The sequence below is a fragment of the uncultured Ruminococcus sp. genome, assembly GCF_946415235.1.
Lineage (GTDB): Bacteria > Bacillota > Clostridia > Oscillospirales > Ruminococcaceae > Ruminococcus.
In genome coordinates this window covers 1-26528 of sequence record NZ_CAMKRR010000035.1, presented here as the reverse complement: position 1 = coordinate 26528, position 26528 = coordinate 1, and the positions used below count along the sequence as shown (strand labels likewise).

General features: G+C 38.4%; 24 protein-coding genes and 1 pseudogene. 16 read left to right on the top strand and 9 right to left on the bottom strand.

Features of this window, described 5'->3' with window-relative positions; genetic code table 11:
* The 3 genes from Q0R37_RS08360 to Q0R37_RS08350 form a co-directional block, all read right to left on the bottom strand.
* Positions 1–571 (bottom strand): IS66 family transposase zinc-finger binding domain-containing protein (locus tag Q0R37_RS08360; RefSeq protein WP_294753290.1); only part of this gene is annotated, 571 nt, incomplete at its 3' end.
* An 81-nt stretch (positions 572–652) separates the two neighbouring features.
* Positions 653–1009 carry an IS66 family insertion sequence element accessory protein TnpB gene (gene tnpB / locus Q0R37_RS08355; protein WP_294753288.1) on the bottom strand — a complete coding sequence of 119 codons (357 nt, stop codon included), beginning with the start codon at positions 1007–1009 and terminating at the stop codon, positions 653–655.
* Entirely contained in the window at positions 1003–1320 is a 318-nt protein-coding gene (locus Q0R37_RS08350) for an IS66 family insertion sequence element accessory protein TnpB (RefSeq protein WP_294753286.1), read from the bottom strand. The genes tnpB and Q0R37_RS08350 overlap by 7 nt, the downstream gene beginning before the upstream one ends.
* 132 nt (positions 1321–1452) lie before the next feature.
* Here Q0R37_RS08350 and Q0R37_RS08345 point away from each other — a divergent pair, with 132 nt between their 5' ends.
* The 3 genes and pseudogenes from Q0R37_RS08345 (at position 1453) to Q0R37_RS08340 (ending at position 4227) form a co-directional block, all read left to right on the top strand.
* Positions 1453–2061 (top strand): Ltp family lipoprotein, encoded by a 609-nt coding sequence (locus tag Q0R37_RS08345; protein WP_294753285.1) that lies wholly within the window; start codon positions 1453–1455, stop codon positions 2059–2061.
* 30 nt (positions 2062–2091) lie between these two features.
* Positions 2092–2223, top strand: a pseudogene (locus Q0R37_RS15650) (Ltp family lipoprotein); the annotation flags it as partial.
* Between the two features lie 51 nt (positions 2224–2274).
* Entirely contained in the window at positions 2275–4227 is a 1953-nt protein-coding gene (locus Q0R37_RS08340) for a hypothetical protein (RefSeq protein ID WP_294753283.1), read from the top strand.
* A 205-nt stretch (positions 4228–4432) separates the two neighbouring features.
* Here the strand turns inward: Q0R37_RS08340 and Q0R37_RS08335 are convergent, their stop codons facing one another.
* The 4 genes from Q0R37_RS08335 to Q0R37_RS08320 all read right to left on the bottom strand — a co-directional run bounded on the left by Q0R37_RS08335 (position 4433) and on the right by Q0R37_RS08320 (position 7717).
* Positions 4433–5431 (bottom strand): dockerin type I domain-containing protein, encoded by a 999-nt coding sequence (locus Q0R37_RS08335; RefSeq protein ID WP_294753282.1) that lies wholly within the window; start codon positions 5429–5431, stop codon positions 4433–4435.
* Positions 5432–5758: 327 nt separating this feature from the next.
* Positions 5759–6346, bottom strand: coding sequence for a relaxase/mobilization nuclease domain-containing protein (locus Q0R37_RS08330; protein ID WP_294753279.1), 588 nt, complete (start codon positions 6344–6346; stop codon positions 5759–5761).
* Positions 6316–6573: a hypothetical protein gene (locus Q0R37_RS08325; RefSeq protein ID WP_294753277.1), complete on the bottom strand. Its 258-nt coding sequence runs from the start codon at positions 6571–6573 to the stop codon at positions 6316–6318. The genes Q0R37_RS08330 and Q0R37_RS08325 overlap by 31 nt, the downstream gene beginning before the upstream one ends.
* A 217-nt stretch (positions 6574–6790) precedes the next feature.
* Complete coding sequence (locus tag Q0R37_RS08320) at positions 6791–7717, bottom strand: DUF1848 domain-containing protein (RefSeq protein ID WP_294753275.1); 927 nt, start codon at positions 7715–7717, stop codon at positions 6791–6793.
* A 358-nt stretch (positions 7718–8075) separates the two neighbouring features.
* Between Q0R37_RS08320 and Q0R37_RS08315 the strand changes: the two genes are divergently transcribed.
* The 5 genes from Q0R37_RS08315 (at position 8076) to Q0R37_RS08295 (ending at position 11651) form a co-directional block, all read left to right on the top strand.
* Positions 8076–8360, top strand: coding sequence for a DUF960 domain-containing protein (locus tag Q0R37_RS08315; RefSeq protein ID WP_294753274.1), 285 nt, complete (start codon positions 8076–8078; stop codon positions 8358–8360).
* 293 nt (positions 8361–8653) lie between these two features.
* Positions 8654–9763, top strand: a complete 1110-nt coding sequence (locus Q0R37_RS08310) for an amidoligase family protein (protein ID WP_294753272.1) — start codon at positions 8654–8656, stop codon at positions 9761–9763.
* Complete coding sequence (locus Q0R37_RS08305; protein WP_294753270.1) at positions 9764–9943, top strand: hypothetical protein; 180 nt, start codon at positions 9764–9766, stop codon at positions 9941–9943.
* Between the two features lie 2 nt (positions 9944–9945).
* Positions 9946–10920, top strand: coding sequence for a class II glutamine amidotransferase (locus tag Q0R37_RS08300; RefSeq protein ID WP_294753268.1), 975 nt, complete (start codon positions 9946–9948; stop codon positions 10918–10920).
* 125 nt (positions 10921–11045) lie between these two features.
* On the top strand, positions 11046–11651 hold the full coding sequence (locus Q0R37_RS08295; protein ID WP_294753266.1) for a recombinase family protein: 606 nt from the start codon (positions 11046–11048) through the stop codon (positions 11649–11651).
* 79 nt (positions 11652–11730) lie between these two features.
* Here Q0R37_RS08295 and Q0R37_RS08290 read toward each other — a convergent pair whose 3' ends face one another.
* Positions 11731–12570 carry a hypothetical protein gene (locus Q0R37_RS08290; protein ID WP_294753264.1) on the bottom strand — a complete coding sequence of 280 codons (840 nt, stop codon included), beginning with the start codon at positions 12568–12570 and terminating at the stop codon, positions 11731–11733.
* Positions 12571–12585: 15 nt separating this feature from the next.
* Between Q0R37_RS08290 and Q0R37_RS08285 the strand changes: the two genes are divergently transcribed.
* Positions 12586–13737 carry a type IA DNA topoisomerase gene (locus Q0R37_RS08285; RefSeq protein WP_294753262.1) on the top strand — a complete coding sequence of 384 codons (1152 nt, stop codon included), beginning with the start codon at positions 12586–12588 and terminating at the stop codon, positions 13735–13737.
* A gap of 24 nt (positions 13738–13761) precedes the next feature.
* Here Q0R37_RS08285 and Q0R37_RS08280 read toward each other — a convergent pair whose 3' ends face one another.
* Entirely contained in the window at positions 13762–14331 is a 570-nt protein-coding gene (locus Q0R37_RS08280) for a DUF6037 family protein (protein WP_294753259.1), read from the bottom strand.
* Between the two features lie 38 nt (positions 14332–14369).
* Here Q0R37_RS08280 and Q0R37_RS08275 point away from each other — a divergent pair, with 38 nt between their 5' ends.
* The 7 genes from Q0R37_RS08275 (at position 14370) to Q0R37_RS08245 (ending at position 26368) form a co-directional block, all read left to right on the top strand.
* Entirely contained in the window at positions 14370–14573 is a 204-nt protein-coding gene (locus tag Q0R37_RS08275; RefSeq protein WP_294753257.1) for a hypothetical protein, read from the top strand.
* 38 nt (positions 14574–14611) lie between these two features.
* On the top strand, positions 14612–14857 hold the full coding sequence (locus tag Q0R37_RS08270; RefSeq protein WP_294753256.1) for a helix-turn-helix transcriptional regulator: 246 nt from the start codon (positions 14612–14614) through the stop codon (positions 14855–14857).
* A 42-nt stretch (positions 14858–14899) separates the two neighbouring features.
* Complete coding sequence (locus tag Q0R37_RS08265) at positions 14900–15901, top strand: DUF3991 domain-containing protein (protein WP_294753255.1); 1002 nt, start codon at positions 14900–14902, stop codon at positions 15899–15901.
* Positions 15902–16008: 107 nt separating this feature from the next.
* On the top strand, positions 16009–18219 hold the full coding sequence (locus tag Q0R37_RS08260) for a BspA family leucine-rich repeat surface protein (protein ID WP_294753253.1): 2211 nt from the start codon (positions 16009–16011) through the stop codon (positions 18217–18219).
* A 123-nt stretch (positions 18220–18342) separates the two neighbouring features.
* Positions 18343–19077, top strand: coding sequence for a helix-turn-helix domain-containing protein (locus Q0R37_RS08255; RefSeq protein WP_294753251.1), 735 nt, complete (start codon positions 18343–18345; stop codon positions 19075–19077).
* 260 nt (positions 19078–19337) lie between these two features.
* Entirely contained in the window at positions 19338–19871 is a 534-nt protein-coding gene (locus tag Q0R37_RS08250) for a hypothetical protein (protein ID WP_294753249.1), read from the top strand.
* Positions 19856–26368, top strand: a complete 6513-nt coding sequence (locus Q0R37_RS08245) for an SNF2-related protein (RefSeq protein WP_294753247.1) — start codon at positions 19856–19858, stop codon at positions 26366–26368. Before Q0R37_RS08250 ends, Q0R37_RS08245 begins: the two co-directional genes overlap by 16 nt.
* Positions 26369–26528 lie beyond the last annotated feature (160 nt).

The window sequence follows — 26528 nt, the reverse complement described above, 5'->3', positions numbered from 1 at the left end:
TATGAGCGAGGAGCTCAGGAGAACAATAGCTTCCCGGTATCATAAGCTCAGGATGTTCCGCACGTCTGATATTGCATGGTTCTGTACTTACTTCCGGAGCTGTACCGCACTTGATACACTTGTATACCTTTACTATGTGACGGCGGATATGAAATTTAGCAGGAGTGTATATCAGTTCATCGTATTTATCCTCACCGATCTCCGTCATATCAGAGCCGCATTTATCACATTTAGGAGCGTTTTCTTTATGTAATACCTCTTCAACCGGCAATTCGCTCATCCATTCATCATGAGTACGCTTTTTCTTTCGCTTATGCTCGGGGACGGTAATAGTCTTATCAGTAACATGACTGTTTTTATCATCGGTCACAGGAAAGAATGAAAGCTGCATATCGCTTCCCATAATTACAGAAGTTTGTTCAGTTTTCCTTCCGAATACCTGTTTCTTCAGCCATGCAAGTTGTTCCTGCATAAGAGAAAGCTGTTCTTCAAGCACTGTAACTTTATTACGGAGCGCAGCATTTTCCTGAGCCAATGATATATCATTATTTACTGTATTCTGCTCAGACATACTGCGTTCCTCCATTCCGTTTATGATATATATATTATACCATAAAACTGCCGAAAAATCAAGAAATATCGCAGAATTTTCTTAATACAATATGCTTGGTTTCCCTTCATGGATAGCTTTAGGTTGCTCTATTTTTAAGCCTTCAAGAAGCCATCGTGTCTGCTGTGGTGTGAGCAGTAAAGCTTCTGTTTCATTACGCGGCCATTGGAATCTTCCGTTGTCAAGACGCTTATACAAAAGCAGAAATCCGTCACCTTCCCATAGAAGTCCTTTAATGCGGTCGCAGCGTCTGCCACAGAACAAAAACAATGCCGTACTATACGGATCAAGCTGTAACTGTGCTTTTATTATCATTGCAAGTCCGTCTATTGACCGCCTAAGATCTGTATACCCTGTGACGATATATACCTGCTTATCTAATGACAGATCATTCAGCATAATTCATGTACTAATGCAAGCAAAGTATCTGCTGAAATATCTGACGGAAGTGATATTTGCAAGCCATTCTTCTCAATACGAATATCTGAGTTTGGTCTTGGGACAGATACAGGTACTATTGCAGGTTCGGATTCCATAAAGTGCTCCCGAACTTTGCGAAGATGATAGTAATATGTCTTAATATTGATCCCGTTCTGAGCACAGTACGCTGTTACGGTCATACCACTTTCCTGCTGTGCTTTGATCTGCTCCGTCCATTCCTGCAGCTGTACATCTCGCTTGACAGTGGTAATAGCTGTCGTTGTTTTCAATTCCGTATTCCTCCTATGTCTAATTTAGTCCAGTTTACTCCATAGACTATTTTAGATACTCTAATTTAGTCTATGGAGCTGCTTAGACTTTATTATACACCAGATTCCTTCTTTGAGGAATACGTCCTTTATTTGACGCTTACAAACGATAATGAGATAAGTGTTCCTGATGAAAATTATTCATTCTATTATTCAGACTATCAGGATGTACAAAAGAAACTCTCTTCAGCTGGTTTTACTAATATTAAAACTGAACCGTTGTATGATATATTTTGGGGTATTACACCTGAAGGATCAGTTGAAGATGTAGAAATTAATGGGAAAACAAATTACAAAAAAGGCGATAAGTTTAACAAGGATGTAGAAATTGTTATAACATATCACTTGAAGATTGAAGATGATCCTGCTTATAATTCTTCATCTTCTTCAGAGAATACTAACAGATTATCGGATTTCGAAGTCGACTCATCTTTGACACAAGGACAGAAAAACGCTCTTAGATCTGCAAAGAATTATATATCGATTATGGACTTTTCTAGAGATGGTTTAATAGATCAACTCCAATATGAGGGATATTCATATGATGATGCTACTTATGCTGCCGATAATTGTTCTGCTAATTGGTCTGCTGAAGCATTAGAGAGTGCCAAAAATTATATCAAGCATGACTCTTTTTCATATAATGGCTTGATTGAGCAGCTTGAATATGAACAATACACATACGATCAGGCAGTATATTGAGCAAATAATTGTGGAGCAAATTGGAATGAAGAAGCTGCTGAAAGTGCAAGAAGTTACATTTCTTGGATGGATTTTTCACGTGATGAATTGATAGATCAGCTTGTATATGAAGGCTTTACATATGATCAAGCCGAGTATGGAGTTCAAGCTGTAGGGTATTAATAAGCAATAAAATGATTTGATGTAATATAGCCTAAAAAAGAGGTGATGTTAATGAAAACCCTATTTGGCATAATAACAGCAATTGCAACTGTTGCCGGAATTGCAACTATTGCATCAAAAAACGAGAGAGAAGCAATTGAGGAACAACAGAGAATAGCACTTGAAGAAGAACGATTACGTCTTGAAGCGGAAGAGAGAAATCGTCGCTTTAAGCAAGAGCAAGAATATCAGGAATATCAAAGGAAACTTGCAAATGCTCCTAAAAAAGCAATATATAAAGCTGTACCGATGCAATGTCCACTTTGTAACGGCCATCGTGAAATTGATGATGAAAAACATCAAATAAAATGTCCTTATTGCAGTCACGTTGAAATGCTAACTGTTGAAGGATATGAAATAGATCAACAAGCATTTCAGCAACAGCTTCAAGAAGAACAGAAACAAAAAGCTGCACTTGAAGCCGAAAAGCAACGCATCAGAAATTTTAATACAGCAATAGGAATTTTTTCTGTAATAACGGGATTCCTTTTAATTTTCTTTATTTTCTCTCCAATTATCGGTTCAGCATTTTTCATACCATCATTAATAATATTAAGTATATTACTATACCATCGTTTCCCAAAGGCAGGAGAAAAAGTATGGAATGTAATAAAACTACCACTGATTTGTATTGTATTATTTCCAATACCCATTACTTTTGCCTTAATGAAAAGCGAAAAGATGAAAGCAAAATTATCTAAGAATGTTAGAATTGGATTAAGTATAGGAACATGGGTAATATATACTATTTTGGTAGTATGTCTTGGCGTATTATACGTTAAAAGCTTTCATAATGCTCTACATCCAACGGACTATTATCAATATAGCGCAAATGAATTAAGAGAAGAAGTCACTACTGAACCACCAACTCAAGAGACAACTACTTTGCCTGTAGAAACAGTAATACCTGCTGCAAATAAGACTAATCTTGAATTTTATGATGCAAGCACAAATTTTGAAGTTGAAATGGGAGGACTTATCATTTCAATTCCCAAGTGCTGGCATGAAAGTGGCAATCAAGAAGGTGATACATATCGTCAGTATTGGGATAGCGAAGAAAAGATAAACATAGGTCAATTAGGATTGACTGTGTTCGATATAAAAACGGATATCACAGATAATCAAAAATTTACTAACGACTGTATTGAATGTGCTTCAGGAATTATGAGTGGTATTTACAAAGATACTACAGACGATCTTCCAATTCAAGATATAATTATAAACGACTTTAAAGGTATTTCAACATATAAAACGGGAATGGTTAAGCTGAATTCAAAGGAGCTTCAAATTGACTCATATATATCTATGGTTTATAATTCGTCTGACAATCAGTTAGTAGTTATCAATCTAATGGAAATGAATGAATCTACACAGACATATTGGAATGATTATAATAAAATAGTAAGTACTATAAGACGTGCAAATATAGAAGAGATATCAACTGAAAATCAGACAGTAGAAAACATTGAAGTGACCTCTGAATCCGTAGATACAACCAACATATCAGAAACTAAAGTTAATATATATCCGCAAGAAAAAGCATTTCGTGCTGCCGTTGTATCTCTTACTAACGCCCTTTCTTCTGATGTATTTACAAGTGACGGCTCTCAACACGATACAGCTAAATATCACAGTTATTCGGACACATCTGCTTTTTACATGAGCATATTATCAAAAGGAACATGGACAGAAAAAAGCAGCGATACATGGCACGTTGATAATTTGATACTCCAACCAGATGGATATGATGTTTTAATTAATGTTCCAATTAATGTATCTACTGAAGCTAATGCTTCTTTAGATGTTACTTTTGATGGAACGAATTATATTATATCAAATATTTCTGGTATGTATGCAATTCCTGGAAAAGAAGAGATAGGTACAGATTTATCATACTTAAATTCGGATAATATGTCAAAGACTGCTCTTACTGTCTCCAAAAACATGATTGAAAATGATAGATAGTGTGTATGCCGGGGCTAAATGCCCCGGCTTTCATATATTCAATTCGTAAAGATTGTTTAAACATTTTAGTCAGCTGATTGACTAATTGAGCAATAATTGATATAATGAATATAGGTATAACCCCATTGATTTTGTATATCAGAAGTGGAGGTGCGACTATGACCATACTGACAAAAAAAGAAATGTCCGAGGAAGATATCAAGCTTCAATCAACTGCATTAATTTGACCATCATTATTGACATCAGCAGCAAGCTTTTGCTCTTCAGTGTAACCACCATCCTTATTTGTAGAGATCATTGCATAGTATGATAGAACTGAGGATGCATCGACTGCATTTATCTGACCATCATAATTGACATCTCCGAGCTTATGATCAACATGAGATACGTTTTTAGTAGATGTAGTGGTAGTAGTTACAGTTGTCGTGACAACCGTCGTAGTTTTTTTCTCGCCTTGGATCTTTATATAACCATTGAATATGCCCTTAGTAAATACGTAGGTCATCTGAACTTTACCAGCATCATTCTGTTCCGAATTGATGAATGTATCATAAGCTATTCCATCATCAACATACGAAATGCCAATTGGATAAACATCGCCCTGTTCGGCATTTTCGGGAACAATAAAGTCAATGGTGAATATACTGCCGTTATTTAGTATCGTATCATTGGAATATGCATAGAATACTAATTGTCCTTCTTCAACCATTGAAGAACCTGTTGTGAAGTCTTGTAACGCCTTTCCAGTATTTATGACTTCGCCGTTTGAGTTTTCCTTGACGGTCAGTCTGGTATCGTAAAAAACATGGAATTTAATATAGCCTACAGGTTCTGTTGCACCTGTTATGCTGAAATATACTCGCTGTACCTTACCATTAGCATAGTCAGGCTCAAGTCCAATCTTGTCGAAATAGAGCATTATACCGCCTTTATAATCCTTCGGTTTAATAGTAGGACAGTTCCATTCTTTAGGCTGTACCCAATGCGTACCATCATATGGGACTTCCTTGTCGTCCTGGTAGTTAAATGGGTTTTCTATTATTTTATCAAATTCATCTGAAGCATGCTCATTTGCTGAAATAGTTGTTAAGGCCGAAATTGAAGTAGTTTTTAAAAGGCTATTTGGGAAACAGTGATAAACTGCAATCAATAATGCCAAACTTGTAATTGCTGATATAAAGCGATTTAAGCATCTTTTTCCCATGCCGAACCTCCTGTTTTCTATATGAAGCTTTTCGGTATCTGAACCAGTTGTAATAAGTGGCATATAATCTGTCAATGTAAGAACAGATATTATCATGTCCTATACCACCCGTCTTACTATTGAATCATGAATTAGTAGCTTACGAGTATAATATCATATCAAAGCTGAAGTGTCAAGTGTTCAAGAAAAGATGTTGCAGTAGTTAATTATAGCATAGTTAGAGAACAGCTCTCCCGGCACAAAGGCCGGAAGTTGAGTATATAATACAAGCTGTTCTGTTTATTGATTGAAAGTTGTATGTTCAAATCAGATCAAGCTGTCTCAAGCTCAATCGGTTGTGTTCTTATGGGGATAGAAAATTCTTTTAAAATCATTCTTCCCCTCAGTATTGTTGTCTCCGTCCTGAGTAGTGTTTGTATCAGTATTTTTCTTTCCAACGACAAGTTGAACAGGTTTCTGGATAATATCTGCCGTTCTCTGAGCCACTTCATAGTTGAGTGTATTGTTTGTATGAAGCATCTTTCCTGTTTCAAGGTCAGTAGTACCAACAAAACTATGGGTGTGATAATCTGACTTAGGAGTATGCTTTTGATGAACTCCAATCAGAATCTGATGATTTTCTTTGAGAGGATCCAATACATGATCACTTATCTCCATAGCCGTTGTAGCATCAGGAGCAGTCTCCGTCAGAAAAGACATCATAACATGAATGAACTGATTCTTTCCGGTGTTGCCGTAGTATTTCGTCACAGTATCGAACTGCTTCTGTGCTGTTTCGGGATCGTTGTCAACAACTCCGTATCCTTTTACAGCTACACTATCCTCGTTTGAAGGATAATGAGATACGCTGCTTGAATATGGAGTTCCACCGTCAGCGTGTGTGATCACTTTGAGAATGTCAATGTTTTTTGCCATAATAGGTTCATCTCCTTCTGAGCTTCTTCAGTTTTTCCTGCACGAGTCAAGTTGATGATATTCTGTGTCTTGGCAAGAACCGCAGGTAACGGTGTATCCCCTTGGTTTCTCAACCTTTTTACTACTTCCTTAGAGAATATGATTCCCTTCTGTTCAGCTTTAGTCTCGATATCATCGTATATGTCGTTAGGAACTCTTACTGATATACGTTTTGTACGTGTACTCATGGTGTAGTACCTCCTGTTGTTGATTTTGAATGCTGACTGTTTGTTTGTATATATACGCGCGTGTGCGTGTTTATTAATATTATATTTAATATATATTAAATATTATTATCTATAATATTTTTTGCAGGTATATATAAGACATTTTGTCAGACATTCTTACTGCATAGTTATTTTGTCAGACAAAAAAACTCCCGAATAATCGGGAGTAGAAATATTATCAGAAAAACGAAAGCTGATTATTGATCCAGCTTACCTGCTCCGCCTGGTGAATAACTTCTCCTTCACGAAGTGTTCCAACAAGGAATGGTGACTTTGAGTCATGTTGTCGGATATTTCTTCTTACATTCTCTCTGCTTGTATTGGCGTAGCAATAACGACAGAGGTGACCGCAGGTATCATAAGCGCCGATATCAGTACCAAGAACGCAGCTGCATTCTGCTCGTTGTGATTTCTTCTTTGGGATATCAAGAGAACAGCCGATAGCTGCCTCAAATGTTTCCTGAGTCATACAGCCGTTGCAATCTACACCGAAATGTGCAAGGTCATTTCCCTCAGCGCAGGCTTTTATTGTAATACCGTAGTTCTTTCCTATCTCAACAAACGCTTTACCGATAACGATACGCTCCTGTGCAGTTACTGTTCTTGCCTGTTGGAAGTTCCGCTTGACTTTTTCATACAGGTCAATGAAACTGATAACACATACTTCTGTATAACCTGAAAGAGTTCTGCACATTGTCTCGAAGTCAGATATGTGACGTTCGAGAGTATAGGTGCTGTCAATGAATATCGGATCATACCTCCAGCCGATACAGTTGATTCCTACTGCTTGAGACAATGTAATAAAATCCTGCATTACCTGCTCCTTAGGTGGAACGTTGGGTTCAATGTCCTTTCCATAGGGAGTTATCGTAACGAACCAATACTGATGGAATCGGTTAAGTTCATTCATGTACTTCAGCATCGGAGCAGGATTCTTGGTACAGAAGGCTATGCAGTCAACGACATCCGGATCAAGCTCATATCGGGTTATCCAGTCTTGACGGTACGGATTTCGTACCAGAACGTAGCCTTCACGTATCCTGTTCAGGAACCATTCAGAGTAAAATGCGGGGATATCCGTCCGCATACCTGTGTTAATTATCATCTTTCTCCTTATTTATGGGCAGTGGTATGAAAGTATCACTGCTTTTTTTGTTTTATAGCGATAAAGCCGCCCGTAATGGGCGGTTATATACTGCGTATGTGTTCAAAATCATATCTTCATCTGTTATGATAACATAAAAAGACGCTATTTTCAAGCAGATTAATATATAATTTATCGCGTTTTCCGAGAATTTTGATTTTTTAAACATATATCATTATTATGAATAATAATTATTCATAATAAAAGCTTTTATTTTTGCCTGTTTTTAGCCTCCTTCGAGAATTCTTCTTTTCTGTATATATATTATTTTATTGATACCATTTTCGTGGTAATCAAATTCAGAAAGGAGGATCAAAAAATGTTTGACAACAACCGATACCTGACCTGTGGTGTCGATAGCTTGATTCCAATGGAATTGCAGATGTTTCTTTGGGGCTGTGTAGAGCGTATGCCTGCTCCGAAAGACTATCTACAGGTCTTTGAACTAAGTGCAGCAGGTCCCATGCAGAGTATAACCCATAGCTCAGAAGAACCTGAATACCGAATGACGTATCTTGTACCGTCAGATGCACCCATAACGGAAACGCTGTACATCATTGACGATGGTGATCACTCAACAATGTTACTTGCAAATGAATATTAGAAATAATGCCAGCCCTTCGGGGCTGGTCGTTTTGTTTTACGGAGGTTTTTACAATGAAAAACTTAAAAGAGATCACCACAAATCAGCGGATCATAATTGATACTGATATATGCGAACGGCTGGAGTCTTTGTTTATACCACCTGAGCTCAAAAAGCTTTTATCTGAAAAAGTTTATAATAAGGGCACTTTTCCCAAAAGCATTATATCATTGGCTTGCATAAGCGGATTGGGCATAGGAATCGTTCCATTGCTTAGCAATGTAGGCTTACCATTTTTACGGAGGGCTATCAAAATGGAAGAGAATAAAACAGAAACATTATACTGCTCCCACTGTGGGGCAATCATAGGCGCAGACGAGGATTACGAGACTATCGATGGGGAGATAGTATGTACTGACTGTGTTGAGCAGCATACCACTACATGTGACAGATGCGGCGCTATTATCTGGACAAATGATAGTTATGGCGATGACTATACTACACTTTGTCATCACTGCTATGAGAATCACTACACTCGTTGCAACTGCTGCGATGCCCTTGTTCATGAGGACGACGCCTATCACTTGGACGGATACGACTATTGCAGCGAGTGCTATCATGACGAAGTCGACAGGAACCGCTCTATCCATGATTACGGGTACAAACCTGAACCCATATTCTATGGCGATTCTAGGCGGTATTTTGGCGTAGAACTTGAGATTGACGGAGCAGGCAAAGACAGCGATAATGCAGATGAGCTGCTCTTAATTGCCAACAGAAATGACGAACACATATACATCAAGGGAGACGGTAGCCTTGATGACGGTATGGAGCTCGTTACATATCCAATGTCTCTTGAATATCACAAGAATTATTGTTGGGACGATATCATGAAAAAGGCTATATATCTTGGATATCGTTCGCATCAAACCAATACCTGCGGACTTCATATTCATGTCAACAGAAGCTGTCTCGGTGATAGTCGTGAGGAGCAGGATGATGTTATTGCAAGGATATTATACTTTATTGAACATCACTGGAACGAATTATTGAAGTTCAGCCGTCGCTCCGAGTACAGCATGAATCGTTGGGCAGCCCGCTATGGCTTTGAAAAGACAGGACGTGAGATACTGGACAAGGCCAAGAAGGGAAACAACGGTAGGTATGCAGCTGTAAATCTCATGAACTATGCAACCATTGAGTTCCGTCTGTTCAGAGGTACGCTTAAGCACAACACGCTTATCGCAGCCTTGGAGTTGGTTAATGCCATCTGCGATATCGCTATCTGCTATACCGATGAAGGTATAGCAAATATGTCGTGGTCTGAGTTTGTTGATACGGTAAAGGAACCTGAACTGATACAGTATTTGAAGGAACGTAGGCTCTACATCAATGATATAATTGAAACGCAGGAGGATATGTAAATGAAAAATTACAGTATTATCAAAAGCTTCCCTACAGGTAATCCCGTTGCGGAAATAGCAAAGATAGCTGTACTTATTGCAGCTACGGTTGTTATTGATGCCCTAAGTGAAGCTATAAAGGATGCTCTTAAAGAGTCTAAATCACCGCTGGGCAATGTTATTATTAAGGAGGACAGATAATTATGTGTGCATTATTCGGATGGCTTGACTATAAAGGAATTGTGCCCTATAGGGTACTCCGGAAGCTTACACAGGCATTGGCTAATGCTGCGGAGGAAAGAGGAACTGATGCAGCAGGTATCAGTTATATTCATGACGGTAAGGTCACTATCTTCAAGAGGCCGAAGCCTGCACATAAGATTCACTTTAACGCACCTGCTGAAACAAAGGCTATTATGGGACATACGCGATTAGCTACCCAGGGCGACAGGAAGCAGAATTACAATAACCATCCCTTCGCAGGTCACGCTGATAAGGAGTTTGCCTTTGCACATAATGGTGTGCTCTGGAACGACAAGGAACTGCGTAAGGATGGAGTGATCCCGAATACTTACATTGATACCGACAGCTATATCGGCGTACAGCTGATAGAGAAGCAAGGCAAACTTGACTTTGACAGTTTGAAGTATATGGCTGAGACAGTCGAAGGCAATTTTACTTTTACTGTGCTCAATCAGTACAATTCATTATACATTATAAAAGGAAGCAATCCCATGTACTTGCTTCATTTTGAGACGATCGGCTTGTACATATATGCTTCAACTGAGACTATCATGAAGAAGGCTTTGAAACAGATCGGTCTTTACAAGTTCGAGAGCAAGCGTATTGATACCGAAGAAGGTGATATACTTCGTATCGACAGGAACGGCAAGATCACAAGATCACACTTTGAGCCTAAGATATTCCGTTCCAAGTATATGAGCTGGTACGACTACGAGGACTCTTCTTATTATAATATGCATGAAGAAATCCTTCTGGCATATTGTGGCTGCTATGGAGTGGATAGCTCGGACGTAGAACTCTTACTTGAGTACGGCTATACCTGCGACGAGATTGAAGATATGCTTGCAGATCACAGTTTGCTCCGGGAAGCTCTCAGAGATGTAAAGTATATGTGCGGTGAAGAATTGTATGAGAGCTACTGCGGAGCATTTTAGATCCAAAAAAGTTTACTTTATTGCACACCTTGAAAACAAGCAAAAAAGTGTACATAAACGTCCTGTTTTGACTTTATGGACGTCTACAAAGTAATACCCACATTTATGGACAAATTGGAGGTAATATGGATAACAGAATATACGGTTATGCCAGGGTATCTACCCGGGAACAGAATGAGGACAGGCAAATTGAGGCTCTCACCAAGTTTGGCGTTCCTGAGCAGAACATCATCATCGACAAGGCTTCTGGTAAGGATACAGAACGTGAAGGCTATCAATATCTCAAACGTCAGATACTCCGTAAGGGAGATACACTCGTTATCAAGGAACTGGACAGGCTCAGTCGTAATAAAGCAGATATAAAGCGCGAGTTGGAAGAGTTCAAGGATATGGACATCCGTGTGAAAATACTGGATATCCCCACCACGCTAACAGATTTTCCACCGGAGCAGGCGTGGGTGCTGGAAATGATAAATGCTATCCTCATTGAAGTGCTCGGTTCAATAGCTGAAAATGAACGTAATAAAATTAGAGCCCGTCAGCGTGAAGGAATAGAAGCCGCTAAAAGGAAAAACGTCCGCTTCGGGCGTCCACATAAATCTCTGCCAGATAACTGGCAGCAGATATTGGCGGATGTTCATTGCGGAAACAAAAAGCCTGTAGAAGCAGTTAGAGAGCTGGGTATATCGCGCTCTTACTTCTACAAGCTTTATAGTAAAAATCAAAACTAAGTCTATGGCTTGCCCCTTTATGGGGCAGGCTCAGGAAAAACTTTTGCGTGAAAAAAGTGGTAAAAGTGGTAAATACTTTCTATTTTATATCGTTCTCCTTTGAAAAAATACGAATTAATTTTAATAACGTATGTATTTTATGATTTTTAACTGTATGAATCATAAAAGACTCTCGACTTGCAACAAAATCCTCTTTTTCTATCATACGTATTGTCGATAGTATTTTGACAAGTATATCTATATGATGAATTTTATTATAATTGCTAATTTTACGATATAACTCCCATAAATGCTTAAACTGTTTATCAAGCTTATTTTCCATATTTCTTGCGTTGTTACTGCCAAAACATGTCACCTGTAGTTCATAAGTACAATAACCATATTCTATTAACGAATCAACAGAATCTTTTAATTCTCTGATATAAGAATTAATAACAGGTTCTGTCTTGGTTACTGGTTCGACCTGTTCGCCTGATATTGAGCTAATGGGAACAGAGTTATCATCTTCTGATACGTTTTTTGTAATCTTATTTTTAATGCTTTTTGTACCAATTGATTTGCGCTCTTTCCATGAAAGATTTCTTGGACTCGATTTATATGCTTCTTCAGCATCATCAATTATTTCGCTAAAAGTATTTGCAATATCACTAAAGCAACTTTCAAGATCTTCAAATAATCCTTTTGTTTTTATTTCCTTCTTCTTTTCCTTAAAATTTTCGAACAGTTGTGATTTTACATCAAATGCATTTTGGGAAAGAAAAGTAATAAATTTTTCTTTATTTGCAGGCGCGATCTTATATGCAAAAGTATTAATAGAAACGCCACTCGCATATTTGTAATAGCGTTGATTATATTTAATTTTAATAATAGTATTAGAAATTTCTTCTGTTACTTTAACGCCTTCATTAACTTCTTCCAAGCTATCGGTAATCTTATGTCATATCCTCGCACAAGCTCAGAACACCTGACAGAAGCGATGATACCAGAAGTCAAGCATACAATAGAGCTGATACTTCAAATGCCAGAATATGCTCAATATAATGTGTCAGAGTGGGCTGAATTCAGCAAAAGGCATTTTGATGATAGTAAAGTCGGAAGTCATACAGCTGTTATACCGACTGAGAGTGTACCGAATAACCTTACAGGCTTATCTGAGGACGAAATAAAGCTCTATGGCCTTGTAGCAAGGTCATTAATCAAGATAATCTATCCAAAGGCTGAATTTGATGATACAACAGCAATGATAGCTGTAGATAAGCATACATTCAAGGCTACAGGCAAATGCATAACTAATCAAGGTTGGTATGCTGTTGACGGTAAACCAGAAGCAAAGGAGCTTCCGCCGTTGTCTGAGGGGCAGGAGCTGCAAGGTGAATATAAGATAACCGAGGGTGAGACAGAACCGCCGAAACGATACACAGAAGCGGAGCTGCTTGCAGCAATGGAATTAGCAGGACAGAAGCTTGAGGACGAAGAAGCCAGAACGCTTATGAAGCTTCAGAAAAGAGGTTTGGGAACGGACGCTACAAGAGGTCCGATACTCAAATCATTATTTGACAAGGAATACCTTGCAAAGAAAGGAAAGTCCATATACCCAACAGAGCTTGGAATGTACCTTATAAAGTGTCTGCCTGTAAAAGAGCTAAAATCAGCCGCATACACAGGTGAGCTTGAAAAGCAGTTGAACAATATAGCTCTTGGTAAGTGCAGCTACGATAAGTACATAGCTTTTATAAAGCAAAAGACAGCAGAGTGGTTCAAGGTGATCGCTGAGTCTGAGGACAGCAAGTTCACTTCATCGACAGAACAGCAGCTCATTTGTCCTTTCTGTGGGAAGCCCCTTATAAAGCTTGATTGGGGCTACAGCTGCACAGGCTACAAGGACGGCTGCAAATTCCATGTAAACAAGAAAATATCTGGTAAGAGCATAACCGAAAATCAAGTTATAATGCTCTGCAAGAGTGGCAGAACAGCTATTATAAAGGGCTTCACAGCTAAATCTGGCAGCACATTTGACGCATATCTCGCAGTAGATAAGGAAAAACAGGAAGTAAGCTTCCAGTTTCCAGAACGGCGTAAAAAATAAAAATGTGCTATAATAGCACATTTTTTATAAGTCCCAAGGATTATTAACACGCCGCTCGTCTCTCGGAATATCAGACCACATAGAACTGATATTATGTGATCTGCAATAATCAGCAACAGCTTTGCCAAAGAAGAATTCCGTTTTATCAAAATTACGTGCGTGACGATTATCTCTTGTATGGTCATTCCAACCACAAAAATATATTTTATCTTCTTCGTCCACATGACGATATGGAAGATAATGTCTTAATTCGGCGTAGTCAACACCTTGACAATTAGAGTGGCGAGGTGATCTTTCAGAAAGGAGTTTGAGGAAAGCAATTGAGTTGAAATGATTTGTGTTCCAATCAAGATGTAATATATCTCTAAGTGAGTAATATACATCATCAGGCACTTCAACGTAATAATTATTATTCATACTTAAAACACATCCCCAGTTTTCGGTATGAATAGCAACAAGTATTTCGTAGCCGCCTTGAACTATTGATAGAATTACATCAAATCTAAAACCGTTATAGTCAAAATGATAATGTTCTTTATCAATGTTATTGTTCTTCATGTCAGTAATAAGCGGTTCAAATTCAGTACATCTCATATTGTAACCTCCAGTATTATATGTTTATAGAAGAAAAAATGAAAATAAGAGTTATCGATGATGATAATAAAACTTATACAGGTTCTGTTTACAGAATTGTAATTCAATCTTGTGAAGATGATAACAACAGACCTCATGCTGTATTGTTTATATCACAGGACAAACAATATATTGAGCAAGAGGGCGAATTTGGCTGTGCTTCTCTGTGGGTAGATAAATTAAAATCAATTGAAGTTCTGTAAAATAATTATACTCCGTAAAATAACGGAAGTCAAGGGAGATGATAAGTATAAACCGAGAAGAAATAATAGCAAGCCTGATAAGCAATATAAATATCGCTTGTAAAGAGAGGAATATGTCTATAAATGAGTTCTGTCGCTGCTGTAATATCCATAAAAGCCTTATGGACAACCTTAAAAGGAATAGTATTCCTGCGGTAGAGATAATCGCCAAAATAGCAATATTCCTCAATATTTCGGTAGATGAGCTTATCGGACTTACAGAACAAGTCAGGAATAGACACTAAAAAAATGTGCTATAATAGCACAATTAAGAATGGAGGTATAAAATGCGTATCACAGACGAACAAAAACAGGCAGCTCATGAAGTTGACCTTGTGAGCTACCTTGAAAGCAAAGGATATGAATTCAATCATCGAGGAACAAGCTATAAACTGAGAATTGCAAAACCATTCCCAGGGGATATGTCAAGCGTAAGTATATTCGATGATCGAAAAGGTTGGAAGCGTTGGAGCAATGGAGAACACGGTGGAGACGCTATTTCTTTTCTCCAGAAGAATATGGGAATGAGCTTCCAAGAAGCCATACTTGAACTTACAGGAAGTGGTGCAGCTTATGTTGCGCCGCCGCCAAAATCTGATAATCAAATACATGAAACGAAAGACCTTGTGCTGCCTAAGAAATGTGAGGGTAAGTATTCAAGGGCTTTTGCATATCTGAATAAAACACGGTTTATTGATCCTCAGATCATATCCAAGATGATAGTTGACAAGAAGATCTTTCAAGACGATCATAACAATGTAGTCTTTGTAGGCTATAATGAGGACAAAAAGGCTGCATTCGCCTGTGTCAGAGGAACAAATACAAAAGTCCAGTACCGTGGAGACTGTGACGGCAGCGACAAACGATACGCCTTTTCTATGGAAGGTAAAGGCAACAGCGGTAAGCTGTATGTGTTTGAAGCTCCGATAGATCTGTTAAGCCATGCTACAATGGCGAACATGATAACAGGCAAAGAGGACGCATGGACAGCTCATTCACGAATAACCCTTGCAGGAACGTCAGATGTAGCTCTGGAGCATTATCTCAGCTCACATCCAGAGGTCAAAGAGATACACTTCGTACTCGATAATGACAAGGCAGGACGTGAAGCTGTTGCAAAGTATAAGCCTAAGTATGAGGAAAAGGGCTACAAGGTCGTAGATCATGTGCTTAAGAATAAGGATATGAACGACGAGCTGAAAGCATACATAAACGCTGCAAATGTAAAAAAAAAACACAACAATGAAGTTATAGGTGAAAATGTTTGGTTATTTATGATTTGTATTTAAATTTTTATTGCTCAATAAATCTAGTTGACAAAAAAGTTGTTTTAAGGTAATATTAGTATATAAGGTTGTATATTTTGCCTTGAATATTACATAAAGGAATGAAAAATATGAAAAAACTATTTTCAAAAACGGTTGCTGCGTTATTATCTATTACTTGTATGGGTAGCATTATGACATCTAGTTTCAACGGGAACCCTCTGTTTACTCCTAACCTTACAGCAAAAGCAGAAGATACATATTTTGTTTCATTAAATGAAGATACAGGATTGCTTACAATAAGCGGAAATCTTAATAATTCTGCCTTGCGTATTTTTAGAGGTGACAAAAGAGTTAAGGAAGTGATAGTGCTAAAGGGGACTGTACTGCCTGAAGATTGTAAGCAATTATTTTACAAATTAGAAGCAGAAAAAATTGATATCTCAAATGCTGATTCAAGTAATGTAACTGATATGTCAGATATGTTCTGCTGCTGTCCTAACTTGAAGTATTTGAACCTTGATAATTTGAATACAAGTAAAGTTACAAAAATGTGGCAGACATTTGGAGCCTGTCCTAATTTGAAATCAATTAATCTACAAAGCTTTAATACGAGCAATGTTACTGACATGACAAATATGTTTCAAAGCTCAGGCTTTGAAGAATTAGACCTTAGTAGCTTTGATACAAAAAAGGTAAAATATATGGGCAATATGTTTTTTAAATGTGAAAACCTTAAAAATGTTGATTTGAGTAGCTTTAATACCAGTAATCTTGAGAATATGAGCGGTATGTTTAATAGCTGTAAAAATCTCAAGTCTCTTGATTTCAGTAACTTTGATACAACAAATTTAAAATTATTTGACAGCGTTTTTACAAACTGTGAAAGTCTCGAAAAAATTATATTTGGTAATTTTGATACCAGTAATATTAAGAGGATGACATATATGTTTTATAAATGTTCGAAACTAAAATATTTAGATCTTAGTAGCTTTGACACTTCAAACGTTGAACAAATGGATCATATGTTTGAGGAGTGTAAAAGTTTAGAAAGAATATATGTTTCGGATGAATGGTCGAATAATAAAGTTAATAACGGCTGGCTTATGTTTAATAATTGTTATAGTCTTAAAGGTGGCAACGGAACTGTTTATGATAACAATGTATGTCATCTAAATCACAGTCGTGCTTATATTGATACTGCTGAAACACCAGGTTATTTTACAAAGAAAGATCTTATGAGCATTGTCAGTTTTCTATTTGAAAATATTGCTAGTGAAATCTTAGAGCCTCTTCCTGATATTAAATCTGGAAATGGTATCGATAATGATCCTTTGCCTGATAACAACTCAAATCCTACAAATAACAATTCAAATCAGGATAATAGTACATCCTCTGATAATAACACCTCTCAGAATGATAATACTACCTCGAATAACAATAATTCAAATAACGAAATCTATATTGAACAAGATGATATAAAAACGTGTATCGAAAAATATGGAACGCATGATGCTTTGATAGGATATGAAATACCGATTAGTCTTAGTTATTCAAAATGTTACATATTAGAAGTTTGTCCTGATCAGACATGTTATTATGATATACCAAGTGATGATTTTATTGCAAGTGAAATATATAATAAACCATTTTTGAAAGATTATCAACGAATAGAACCAGTTGATAATAATGAATTTAAGGATGTTTATTACCTAGAATGCAATAAGACATATTATATAAAAATATATCTACCAAAAGTGACTGAGATGTTATATTCAGGGTATACATTAGATTGGACATTTTCAATATATCCCCATGTAGACAGAATTAATGAAAGTGAGAAACCTATGATGTGGGTATCTAATGAAGCATCAAATAATCAGTCAGCTTTTAACAACTATAATGCAGCAATAGTTTACCTTCCCAAAGATACAGTAAAAGGTTTTCATAAAGCCGCATACTGTGATAAAAGTTTAAAACAGCAAAGTGACCTTGATGAAAAAATAGTTTCAATTCTTTATACCGGAATTAACCAAGGTGCTACGGATTTTGCAGATGAGGCGACTCCAGTAGCCGTGCTTGAAGCAATGTTTATAGAAGCTTTAAAGTTGGAAAGTATTGATAATGTTAATGTTTGGAAATATATAGATGAGAATGCTATTATAGAATCAAACGAATATGAAAATGGAATAAAAATAACAAGAAAAGGAAATGATACTTTGCCTAAATCCGTTAAAGATATTAATATTGAGGCATGGTATGGTGATCTTATGGAAGGCCAAGTAGGACAAATTGGGCACTTTATACCATTTCAATATTCTGATATTATAAATCATAAATAATATTATTATGGCGGTGGTGACGCTTAGTGAGAATAAAAAGACCGATTATTCAATCGGTCTTTTTATATTTATGATACATTTTTTATAGAAATGTGCAAGTAACAATATTAAGTGAGGTAAAAAATGAGTAAAACGAAAATATCAAATAAGATATTCGACCTTGGATTAAATGCAAAAGAACTGAGCATATATGCTTACCTTTGCAGCTTACCTAATGATTATCCAATGTTTGACGGAGTTGCCGTTAAGGTGAAACAAGCTACAATAGCTCAGAAATGCGGTTTAAAGGCTGTGCAAACGGTGTCAAAGGTAATTGACAGCCTTGCAGCCAAAGGGCTTGTAGTGCCTGTAAAACGCTCCACAAAAGCCAATGGCTATAGGGGAACATACATATACGAAGTAAAGAAGCTGCCCACAACGGACAGCTTCTTCTTTGTTGACAGGTCTGTGTTCGGGCAGCTCGTTCCGAGACAGATGATGATATATCTGTTTATTTGCAAGAGCTTCTCCATGCAGCTGTGGGATTCATGGAACAGCTACAATGACATAGCAGAGCAGACAGGCATGAAACGTGAAACGATCATCGAGACTATTGCAGAGCTTGAAAAAATGAAGCTCCTACGTAAGAGCAGACGTAAGTCAAAGGATAATAAGCGAGTGTTTGTAGATAATCATTACTTCCTGATAGTGTATATCACAGGAAGGATAAGAAAACACTGCAAAAAAATAGCCCGAATGTACTGCGAATACAATCGGACTGTTCAACTGCTTTATAAAAGCATTCTTCTTAATTGCAATAGTAACACAAAAAAGTCCATTTGTCAAGTGAGCAGCAAAAATTTTTTTGAGAGTGGGTAGTCCGCAAAATTAAAGTCATCTTCTTAAACCCAAGAATTATCTCCCTTGGAAAAGAAAGAATGATTAGATTCCTCTTAGTATTATTATAACTTGTAGTTATATATATTAAGGGCTGATATGCTATTTTAAGCGAAGTGCGGTCTTTTCTTCTCCAATGCGAAATAAGAAATTTTTGCCGTTTTGTAATTTTAAAAATTTCCCTGTAAAACTTGACATCAATACTTTAAAGTGCTACAATATGATTAAGGGAGGACTTAGAATTGCAAACAAAGTACGAAAAATACGAACAGCTTTCGCACGACACGCTTCACAACATAGCTGAAAGCAAGGACAACTGGCTGAAATTCCTTGATACTGCGTCGAGAATGTACAAGTACAGCTTTGACGATCAGGTTCTAATTCATGCACAGCGTCCTGACACCAGAGCTTGCGCCGACTTCGCGTTCTGGACAGCAGAAAACCGCATGAACCGCCATATAAAGCGGCATAGTGACGGAATTGCTCTCCTTGACCGTGATAACAAGAAGCTGCACTATGTCTATGCCGTTGAGGACACGGAATCAAGGGCAAACGGCAAATCCAGAGATCCCGAAGCATATATATGGCAGCTGTCACAGGAAAACAGAGCCGTGATAAACACCATGCTTTGCGATCAAGGCGGTATTCAGAGCGAAAATATTGAAAAAACTATCGTATCTATGGCTTTTTCAATGGCTCGATTGCGGTCTGTCGATTACGTCAGTGAATTAGACCAGATAAACACGGAACACAGTCTCTTGTGCGTACTGAAATAAATGGAGAGGTCGCATATTATAAGCTTTCGGGAATGTTCCTTGCTGATATTATGAGCGTAGCAGCTGACAACGGTTCGCTGCAAGGCTATGAAAAAATCGGTACTCCTATCAATGAGACAGAATATGCCGAAATACAGCAGAGTTCCGATTTTACATTCTCAGTTGAATTAAGCTCCGATGAAGATACAATAAACATTTATACCGTAAATAATGGTATCGGCGGCATTCCAGAGGGAGAAAGAACAGATGATAACATTCGTATCGAGAATTACAAGTTATCTGAATATCTGCGCCCAAATGGAGAAACAGAGCTGCCGATAGATACAGCCAAAAGGCTTATAAATGAATTCTGCGAACAGGAATACGGCAGCAAAGCGGATTTCTCTGATATGAGCAGCATAAACATCGCATATACCTCAATCGTAGAGATAGATAATACTCCTATTAGTGACGAGCTTGAATTACAGGTATCAGCTGACCTTAAAAACTATGCAATAAATTCATATATAAACGGTGACCTTATTCATTCTCAAACGTATGATAGTATTGAAGCAATGATACCTGTACTCAATAATCTGGACTTCAATGAACTTACATCAACAGTAGATTATGAGGAAGAAATACAGTCTTTACTTGCCGATAAACAGGCAGAAAGAGCAATTGACATTAACGAAGCACTTGCTGATTCAATAGGTAGTCCCGAAGAAAAAGCAGAGCTTCAGCGTGAGCTTGACAGCATGGTCGAAAATACCGCTGAACCTGTAGTTGAAGAAATAAGCGAACAGAGCATTATTGAACGCTCAGAGCGAGAAAAAGCCGAAAGACCGACAACAACGGTCAAAGGTAATGATCTGAACATCGGTGATAAAGTGCTGTGGGAAGGTAATCCATACATCATCGAAAGCAAAGGCGGTCTGCTCGGCATGAAGCCGCTGTTTGAAACAAATGCAAGCATTGTAAGCCCGTCCATGATATGGCAAGGAATGGATTTTGAAGTATATGAGTTTGCAGAACCGCAGCAAGCTCTGGCTGATGAGTTCACAGAACAGGAAATGCTCGATATAATCGGCAATTACAGATTTATCAGCACTTCAAAACAGGACGTAGTCAACCATTTCAATGAAAACAGCGATCCTGCCAACAGAGCCGATTATCTGCGGTCAATATATAACGATGATTATTCTGAGCTTATAATAAATGACAGCAGATACGGCTATAAAACGCAAGAGGACGGACTTCTTTTATGGAAGGGCAGTTTTCTTTCAAGCGATGAAAAGCAGACTATCAGTTGGGACAGAGTACAGGAGCTGACCGCAAAGCTCATTGATAATGAGGATTTCCTTGATTTAGCAGATATTATTGAAAACAACAATAATATTGATATGGATCAGCTTTCTCTTTTCAGTGATATGCCAGCAGAAGCTGAACCAACAGTGCAGCAAGAAGATGAACCGATAGTTCAGCCTGAGACAGAAGCTGAACAGACAGTTCATGCCGCAGATAAAAAAGACTTTGTTATCACCAATGAGAACTTGGGCGAAGGTGGTGCAAAAACAAAGTATCGTGCAAATGTGGCTGCTATCAGGACACTGAAAGAGATAGAAGCCGAAAACAGGCTTGCAACGGCTGCGGAACAGCAGATTTTATCGCAGTATGTCGGTTGGGGCGGTCTGAAAAATGCCTTTGAGGACTTCCATGACGATTGGAAGAACGAATATGCAGAGCTGAAGGAACTTCTTACTCCAGAAGAATACTCCGCAGCTGCGGCTTCCGTACTGAACGCACATTACACAGCACCTGTAGTAATTACTGCAATGTATGACGCTCTGAAAAACAACGGCTTTACAGGCGGCAGAATATTAGAGCCTGCAATGGGCGTTGGTAATTTCTTCGGAGTAATGCCTACGGATATTCATGATAACTCCAAGCTTTACGGCGTAGAGCTTGACAGTATTTCGGGACGAATAGCGCAGCAGCTCTACCAGAGCGCAAATATAAAGATAACAGGCTTTGAAAAGACCGATATTAAAAACGATACATTTGACCTTGCTGTCGGAAATGTGCCATTCGGCGGTTATTCGCTTAATGAAGCAGCATATAACAGGTATCATTTCCAGATACATGACCACTTCTTTGCAAAATCCCTCGATAAGGTAAAGCCGAACGGCATAGTTGCTTTTGTAACATCAAAAGGAACTATGGATAAAAACAATCCTTCCATAAGGAAATATATAGCTGAAAGAGCTGAACTTGTAGGAGCTATAAGGCTTCCAAACAATGCTTTCAAAGGCAATGCAGGAACGGAAGTAACATCTGACATTATTTTCTTGCAGAAGCGTGAAAAGCCCATAGAGCTTACACAGGACAATATGCCGTCATGGATAGACCTCGGTAAAACTGAGGACGGACTGGCGGTAAATCAGTATTTTATTGATAATCCTGATATGGTACTCGGTAAGATAGTCGAGGGCAACAAGCTCTATGGTCACGGAGCTGAGGATACAACGTGTATTCCTGTTGAGGGTGCTGTACTTAAAGATCAGCTTGCTGAAGCTATAAAAAATATAAAATTCAAGGCAGCAGCTGCGGCAGCTGAAACATCAGAGGATATTTTCAATGACGATGAAGTTGAAATACCGCTGAATGTAAGGAATTTCAGCTATGCAGTAATATCTGATAATCTTTATTACCGTAATAACAATGATTTTGAGAAGTTTGAAGGTAAGAAATCCGATATTCCTCGCATAAAGGGCATGATAGAAATTCGTGATTGCCTGAGAGAAGTTATAAGCTGTCAGATAGACAACGGCTCAGATGTTCAGTTACAAGCTTTACAACAGAAGCTGAACACCGTATATGACAGTTTCGTTGAGAAGTACGGACGTCTGAACACAAAGCAGAATACATCTGCGTTCAAAGAGGACAGTGCTGCGCCGCTGCTTTCATCGCTTGAAAAGTACAAGGGCGAGGAATTTATCGGAAAAGCAGATATTTTTGACAAGAGAACAATTCTCGCAAAAATAGACGTAACGTCAGTTGAAACATCTGCGGAAGCACTTACGTTGTCAATGGCGAAAAAAGCTCATGTGGATATGGCATATATGCAGCAGCTCACAGGCTTTACAGCTGAAAAGATAATGGAAGATCTGAAAGGCGTTATCTTTGAAAATCCTATGAAAATGGACGATAGCGGAAATCCTCGCCTTGAAGCTGCGGACGAATACTTATCAGGCAATATCCGTAAAAAGCTTGAATTCATGCAGGAACATTACGCAGACGATAGCAGATATACGCAAAATATTGAAGCACTGGAAAAGGCTATGCCTATACGACTTCAAGCTGCGGATATCGACATAAAGCTCGGTGCGCCATGCGTTCCGAAAGAATTTGTGCAGCAGTTCATGTATGATAACTTCGGTACTCCGCATTATATGAGGGAAATGAACTTTAATAAGCGTTCCTGCATTAAAGTCGATTATTCTGACTTGACAGGAAGATGGAGTATCGCCAATAAAGTACATGATAAGGGAAACACTGCCGCAAATGCAAAATTCGGTACACAGCGCAAGTCTGCGTATGAGATACTGGAGGATTGTCTCAATCTCCAGAGTACAACAGTTAAAGACCGTGTAGATAATGGCGGCAAGGAAGTTTCGGTAATAAACCAGACCGAAACAGAGTTTGCACAGGAGAAACAGAGACAACTGCAAGAAGCATTCAAAAAATGGATATACCAAGAGCCAGACCGCAGAGAGAAAGTTGTTGAACAGTATAACCGTATGTTCAACAGCTCACGTCCCAGAGAATATGACGGTTCGGCATTGGAATTCCCTGGCATGAATAATGAAATACAGCTCCGTAAACATCAGAGGGACGCTGTTGCTCATGCCTTATATGGCGGCAATACGCTGTTTGCACATGAGGTAGGCGCAGGAAAGACTTTTGAAATGATAGCCGCTGCTATGGAAGGTAAGAGATTGGGACTGCATAATAAAGCATTATTATGCGTACCAAATCACCTTACAGAGCAAGAGGGAGCTGACTTTATAAAGCTGTATCCTAATGCGAATATCCTCGTTGCAACAGCTGACGATTTTTCAAAGAAAAACCGCCGCAGACTGTTTGCGAAAATCGCTACTGGCGATTATGACGCAGTTATCATAGGACACTCTCAGCTCATAAATCTTCCTATATCCAGAGAGAGACAGGAAAGGCTCCTGAATGACCAGATAAATGAAATCATCACAGGAATTGCAACTATGAAATCACAACAGGGCGATAACTTCCAGATAAAGCAAATGGAGAAAACAAGAAAATCTCTTGAAGCAAAGCTTGAAAAGCTTACGGAGTCTCCTGTACGTGATGATGTTGTCAGCTTTGAGGAACTTGGAATAGACAAGCTCATTATTGATGAAGCCCACATGTTCAAGAACCTGTTTATCTCAACAAAAATGAGCAATATATCAGGTATATCCACAAATGATAATGTTCAGAAAACAATGGACTTATATCTGAAAACGCAGTATCTTGATGAAATAACAGGAGGAAAGGGCGTTATTTTTGCCACAGGTACACCTGTCAGCAACAGTATTTCTGAGATATATACGATGATGAGATATCTTCAGAACGATCTCCTTGAAGAAACAGGCTTAAAGCACTTTGATATGTGGGCTGCGAACTTTGCGGAAACGGTAACCGAAAGCCAGCTGTCACCAGAGGGCAACAGTTATCAGCAGAAAACAAGGTTTGCAAAGTTCAATAATATGCCTGAGCTTATGGCATTATTCAAGGAGTGCGCTGATATTAAGACAAGCGATCAGCTCGGATTAAAGATACCTGAGTGTGAAATGCATACTATTGTTGCAAAACCGTCCGATATGCAAAAAAGCTTCATCGAAGATCTGAGTGAAAGAGCAAGGCGTATCAGATTAAGGCAAGTAGATCCTTCAGTAGATAATATGCCGATGATAACAAATGACGGAAGAAAGATAGGTCTTGATGTAAGGCTTATGAATCCAGATTTGCCCGATGATGAAAACTCAAAGCTTAACATCTGCATAAACAACGTATATAACATCTGGGAAAGGACAGCAGAACAGAAGTCCACACAGGTCATATTCTGTGATCTGGGAGTACCTCAGAGCAAGACAGATGAAAAGAAAAACGGCAAAAAGTTCAGCGTTTACGATGATATTAAGGAAAAGCTCATACAAAAGGGCGTTCCTTCCGAGGAAATTGCATTTATTCACAGCGCAAAGACTGAGGAAGCAAAGGATAAGCTCTTTGCAAAGGTCCGTAAGGGCGAAATAAGAGTGCTTATAGGCTCTACACAGAAAATGGGTGCAGGAACAAATATACAGGATAAGCTCATTGCTTCTCATGATTTGGACGCACCGTGGAAGCCCTCTGATATGGAACAACGGCGTGGAAGAATGGTAAGACAGGGCAACGAAAATGAAAAGGTTGACCTGTACAGATACGTTACTGAAGGCACATTCGACGCTTATCTCTACCAAATGCTTGAAAATAAGCAGAAGTTCATCAGCCAGATAATGACAAGCAAATCTCCTGTCCGTTCGTGTCAGGATTTAGATGAAGTATCGTTGTCGTATGCAGAAATTAAGGCATTATCCGCAGGAAATCCACTTATCAAGGAAAAAATGGACTTGGATATTGAAGTCGGAAAGCTGAAAATGCTGAAAGCAAGCCACATGAACTCCCTGTACGATCTGCAAGATAAGGTTTATAAAGAGCTGCCTATGAAGATAAAGACGTATAAAGAGCTGAAAACCAAAATAGAAGCGGATATACAGGACTTCAAAGCACGTCCAGTTACTCTTGATGATAAGGGAAAGCCTGTATTTTCGTCCATAGAGCTTTACGGCAAGGTTTACACAGATAAGGAAGTTGCAGGAAAGGCTCTTATAGAAGCTTGTAAAAAGGCTGTAAAGGCTAATTTCAGCGGCTATACCGAAGTCGGCAGTTATCAGGGCTTCAAGCTGAATATAGGATTTGAGCCTATGAACCGCATATATGTGGCACAGCTCAAAGGTCACTCTGATTACAGAGCTGAACTTGGTGCAAGCGAAAGCGGTAACTTCACAAGGCTTGATAATCTGCTCAACGGTATGGAAGATAAGCTCAAATCGGTAGAAATGCAGCTTGAAAGGCTTACAAATGAGCTTAAAGAAGCCCAGACACAGCTCGATGTACCCTTCCCTCATGAGGAAGAGCTGCAAGAGAAGTCAAAGCGGCTCGATGAGCTGACAAAGCAGCTTGAAAACGCTGCGGACGAAAAGCCTAAATCAGAGCTTGCCGAGATCGTAGATCCTTATTTTATCGAGGTAAGCTCCGAGGAAGCTGCGGAAAAACTGAAAGAAAACGGTATTACCTTTGAAATGAAAGAAAGCGAAGGTCATTATATCGTAAAAGTAAACCGCAGCGACAAAGACAAGGTTCATGACCTACTTGAGCAGCAGAAAAAAATTGTGCTATAATAGCACAAAATCTCTCCCCTGTGATAACCAGGGAGAGATTTTTCATCTATCCTCTCTTGACAAATTATAACTTGCGAGTTTTAAAAGGAGAATAAAGGCGATAGTAAGAGTCTATCCTAAAATTTGTGTAAACCTCCAAAGTAGTGTATAATAGAAGAGA